Consider the following 4,863-nt stretch of genomic DNA (forward strand, 5'->3'; position numbering starts at 1 on the left):
TGGGTCTGTTCAGAGTGCGGAGCTGAACATCTGCGTGACGTAAACGCAGCAAGAAACATTCTTGCGGTCGGGCATGACCGTCTAGCTGTAGGAATCCCCGTTCTTTAGGGCGGGGAGGATGTCAAGATTTGAATTCAGGCGAGTAGAAATGCACAACTGGAATGGCAAATTTTTCCGGTTTCAGGTGTCATCATAATCAGAGCAAACCTGCTCTTTGTAATAGGCTTTGAAAGCTTCGAAAACCGCTGTTGCCGTTTTATAGTCTGTCCATGTCAGCAGATACCAGTCAAACAGCTCACGGTCTAAAGCGTAAGGGTGGCCTGTCAAAGGTTCCGGGGCTATGTGGTCCAGAGACTCAACGGCACCCATTAAGTTAAACGGCCATAAAAGGTAGGACCAGAAGCCATAGCAGCGATTATAATAACAGGAGTGCAGGCTACCGGGATGGTTAAGCCACTCCAGCAATAGCTGGTAAGCAATGATCGTGATATTTCCAGCGTACTGTATGATTTTCGCTTCAAGCTCTTCGGCTGATTGACCAGCCTGCATTTCCAGCCACTGATATTGGTTGGCGGTCAGTATATAAACAATGACGCGTATTAATCGGTCCAAATCAGTCTGACTCTCGTAATGGTGTGCTTTATTACTTAAAAACTGATTGCGCAGAGTGACATAATCATCGTGCTTAATGCCCAGTTTTTTATTGAGGTAATTGGCGGTTGATGCCGTGTCGTAACGCGCCCGGCTTCCCCAGCCATGGGATGCCTGTATTAAACCGTAAACCTCACTGGCTCTGGTTTCTACTTCATACTGGGCTCTGAAGCTGTTCTGCAGCAGGGCGTAAATATCTATCTGAACCAGGCCGCAACGAAATATGCAGTTATCCACTTCGTCATAGTCATAGTCATAAATCATATCTTTCAGCGTCTTGTAGAGGTTGGCGCTGATTTTACTGGACAGCAGGCGAATTCCTTCCTCTTTCTGGTCGTCATGTATATACAGACGAAGGCTGTTGGCTATTTGCCTGGTTGTTCCGTACAGTCCGATGCCAGAACCCAGTGCCATAGCGTAAGGCGCTGCAGCGACATGAAACTGGCGGCTATATCGCCAATAGCCACGCGGCAATACTTTCTGCAGGTACTGCTTATGTTCCTCACACCGTCTGGAGCACCCCCAGCTGACATCATGGCTGGGTGAATAATGATATTGGCTGTCGGTGACATATTCTGCCGTATGCAAAGTCAATCCCGCCATACGCCCAAGGAGTTCCTCAACAGATTCAGGGACGCTGAACATGCTGGAAACTGGCTGGACATAGCCACTCCAGACCCCATGACCAAAATTGAACACAGGGTCATTGCTGTCGTCATCGGCCCATACAGGAGCCACCACGACAAGAATCAGAGTCATCAGATACGATCTGATAATTTGAGCGCAGTCCATAAGTCTTATGCCTGAAACCAGATAACAGATCGTAGACGCTTCAGAGCGCAGAAGGTTCCATGACATGAAAAAAATCATAATTTTTTGAAAAAGAGCTACTATCGTAGTGGGCTTTTAAATCAATACTCATTTGAAAATGCATGTTGATTGTCTTCGTTTCATGCATGCGAGAAATAATCGCGCTCAGCCTCTGAGCTTGAGACATTCACTTTCTAACGGCACTGTTCAGTTGCAAAGTTGTTTGGAAGTCAGCAGAAACTGCATTTCCTTGGCACGTCAGGGATATCAAAGCTCCAACTTCACCACCGAACAGCGCCCTTTCTAACTTGGCAGGGTTTAATTGTGGTTTGTGTATTATAAAAAAGGACTGTCTGTAGCCAGTAATGAAAAAGACATGAAAGAATTAAGACGAAATCTATTTGCTTTTTGTGTTCTTCCCTTTCTGGCGAATGCTGAAGCACCGGCAGTTAAACAGCCGCAGTCTGCGGACTATTGGGATGTTTCGACCCAGGTTCAGGGTCATCATGAAAAGATAGCCCGGCTTCAGGAGCTACAACAGGCTGCTATGATGGGAGGGCTCGAGCGGGCCAGACAGTTGATTAATGCAACTCCTGCCATGCTGAATGTCATTTATAACAAGGATTATGGTCTTCAAACTCATAGGGATGGAACCCTTTTCAGTTATCTGGTCAACAAATCAGGGGCGGAACTGCTTAAAACAGAAGGGCGTATCAAGGCGCTGAATGTTCTTGCTGATCTAGGCATGAAGTTGAATGACGAACACTGGCGCAACTTTGAACTTGAGCCGACTAATTTACAGTTAGCAGTTAAGGTGAATGAGAATGACTGGCTGGGCTACAGTTATGAATCCTTGTATGAATTAATAGGTAGTTTTGATCAAGGTGATTCCATGTCCGTTAAAGCCCTGTGGGATTCGTTTGAAAACTTCATCAGAAAATCAGATCTGAATAGCCTTCAGGCAATGGAAAACCAACCGGAAAGTCTTGTTTCCATTTTTCATGAGAGGAGGCTTGAACTTTTTAGCCATCTATCAAAGGAATATGGTTTTTCTCGCCTGATCTGTCATGAGTGTTTCAAACGCATTGCCAGAGTGTTGTTTGAAAATACACCTGAAAGACTGATTGATATCATTGGGGAGTCTATGTCGCCCTGGTCTATTGACCACATAACGGAGTTGCTTGGGGTGGAAGCTTTGTTGCTGACGCCTAATCGCAACGGCGATAATCTGCTTCACAGTGTTGTACGTGGAATGGGTTTGGATAATCGTGCCTGGCTGGCTCTGAAAAGTATGAGATGTTACTACCTATCGACCTGGTTCAGTCAGGATTGCGCTGACGTTAATAAGTTCTTCAAAAAGGCACTGGCCGAGAAAAATCATCAGCAACAGACGCCGCTATTCCTGGCATTTGCAACGAATAATTTTGAATATGCACGGGAAATGGAGGGTTTGCTGGGGCGGCGGTATCCCCCCGACGAAAAGGATGCAGAGGGAAAGACTGTACTTCATCATCTGGCTTTGGCTGGTCATATGCAGGCTATCAAGGATCTGGTAATACAGGGGCACGACCTGTTTGTTCTGGACTCCAGTCATGAGTCGCTCCTGCATAAAGCGGTGTTGTCGGAGAACGCGGAACTTGTAGAGTATCTCCTTGAACAAGGTCTTGATCCTAATCAGTCAAACCGTTCAGGGCTTACTCCTCTGAAGCTCGGGATTCAGAACAAAGGGTTCACTGAATTGCTTCTTGCACTGGCTGATATCACGGGACATGCATTATTTGCCGGTCTGGACAGACAGGATCTTGAGGAGGTGCTCCAGACCCCCGGAATGGCTCACAGATACCTGGCGGAGATAAGCACTGGCTTGCCTGAACAGAAAAAATTATTGGGAGAGCTCGGACTCTGGTTGCTTGATCGCCATCATTTTGAGGCGGGCTGGATTCTTTTGCGTGGCAACCCTTGCGCTCTGTATCTGTTGCGAGAGCATGAGTGGCCTGTCATGTCGGCAATTTGCCAAGGAGAGTTGGCTGGAGGTGAAGACATCGGCTCGGGTACAGCCATTGCGATTCCAGATTATTTCAAGCCTTGGGAAATTCATGAGGATGATCCATTCGGGTTCTCTCCGCTCCATCTGGCAGCAATGCTTATTGGAACACAGAAGCAGGATGAAGTTTATCATTATCTGGTAGATTTCGGGGTGGGGGGATTTCCGACAGACAAACAATCTAAAACCGTGGTTCATCATTTGCTTGAAAAAAAACAATCCCGGGCTTTATTTCGCCTGTTGATCCAGAGTAAAGATTCCTCAGATCTACTGAAAACCTACCCTGAGCTAATGAAGAACGCCATTATAAACGGAGATCAGGAATCAACAGCTGTGTTGCAGTTATTCTGGTTTAGTGTTTACAACATGGGGGTCATCTACCCACCAACACATAATTTGTTTGTTGATAGTTTTTTTGCACGAATGACTATAACTCAAACTGCCCAAAGAGAAGATAGGTTTGAATGGGTGAGGCAATATAGTGGTAATAAAAGAATATCGCCACTTGACCGCATTTTGACTGATACGATCTATTATAGCTACTATGAACTCGTTTCAGCAGCTAATGAGAGCCCCTTCCTCGCAAGCGAAGAGGTTTTGCCATTCGGCACTATGTCATCCCTTTTGATTGATGGTGCGAATCCAAATGGATGGCTTCCCTTCAAAAGTCCAGGTGGGCGCTTATCTTTTATTGAACTGCCTCCTACGAAAATAGAAGAAGCATCTTCTTTCTTCGCTCTGTCCATTCTTTTTGGAATAGACATAAAAGAAATATTAGTTTTATCTCATATCCTTTATGAAGGCGGCGCTCTCAAAAATAGTTTTAAGGGGGGTAGCAGTCAGATAGAGTTGAGCCCCGTTTATAACGGCCTGAAAAATTACCGGGATGCTCTGATTGGTCGAGATAAAACACGCTTCACTGCAAGTACAGAAGGACTCAGAATTCAGGCTGCAAAAGTCCTTCAGGATTTAGGGCTGGAAGGAGAGTTCAGCCACATACATCCGATCTGTAACTGTCTATCCCTTAAACCATTGGGCTCATGTTTATCCACCGGAGAGCACTGCGACTCATACGGGCAGTTGGCTACAGGACAGGACTTTACCCCTTGGTGCCAGCAAAAAGCGGAAATGCCCGGAAAGCTGTTTGGTAGGGACCTCAGGGCTATTTGTGATGATTATGGCTATTCGGTTTTTTGAACTACAACAGCGCGGAACCGAGCCCAGATAAAAAAGGGGGCTTTTACAGGTTGGCTGATGAAAAGTGAGGGGTTGCAACAGAAATAGCCTTCAGGAGACGATTGATTTGTAAGGATCAAAATTTCTGAAGGATCAGACATGTGTGCAACACCCTCACTACG

The 4,863-nt window shown here is 46.0% G+C and carries 3 protein-coding genes; 2 read left to right on the plus strand and 1 reads right to left on the minus strand.

Features of this window, described 5'->3' with window-relative positions; all coding sequences use genetic code 11:
- On the plus strand, positions 1–108 hold a 108-nt coding region (locus ACR2PX_RS17515), incomplete at its 5' end, for a zinc ribbon domain-containing protein (RefSeq protein WP_433997355.1).
- A gap of 72 nt (positions 109–180) precedes the next feature.
- Here the strand turns inward: ACR2PX_RS17515 and ACR2PX_RS17520 are convergent.
- Complete coding sequence (locus ACR2PX_RS17520) at positions 181–1,509, minus strand: hypothetical protein (protein ID WP_434000651.1); 1,329 nt, start codon at positions 1,507–1,509, stop codon at positions 181–183.
- A gap of 328 nt (positions 1,510–1,837) precedes the next feature.
- Between ACR2PX_RS17520 and ACR2PX_RS17525 the strand changes: the two genes are divergently transcribed.
- Positions 1,838–4,702, plus strand: a complete 2,865-nt coding sequence (locus ACR2PX_RS17525; RefSeq protein ID WP_434000652.1) for an ankyrin repeat domain-containing protein — start codon at positions 1,838–1,840, stop codon at positions 4,700–4,702.
- Positions 4,703–4,863: the final 161 nt, after the last annotated feature.

Source organism: Endozoicomonas sp. (assembly GCF_051008435.1).
Classification (GTDB): Bacteria; Pseudomonadota; Gammaproteobacteria; order Pseudomonadales; family Endozoicomonadaceae; genus Endozoicomonas_A.

What these genes read in the sequence shown, in the direction of transcription:
- ACR2PX_RS17520 (WP_434000651.1), bottom strand. Translation starts at nt 1,509, where the DNA reads ATGTCATGGAACCTTCTGCGCTCTGAAGCGTCTACGATCTGTTATCTG.
- ACR2PX_RS17525 (WP_434000652.1), top strand. Translation starts at nt 1,838, where the DNA reads ATGAAAGAATTAAGACGAAATCTATTTGCTTTTTGTGTTCTTCCCTTT.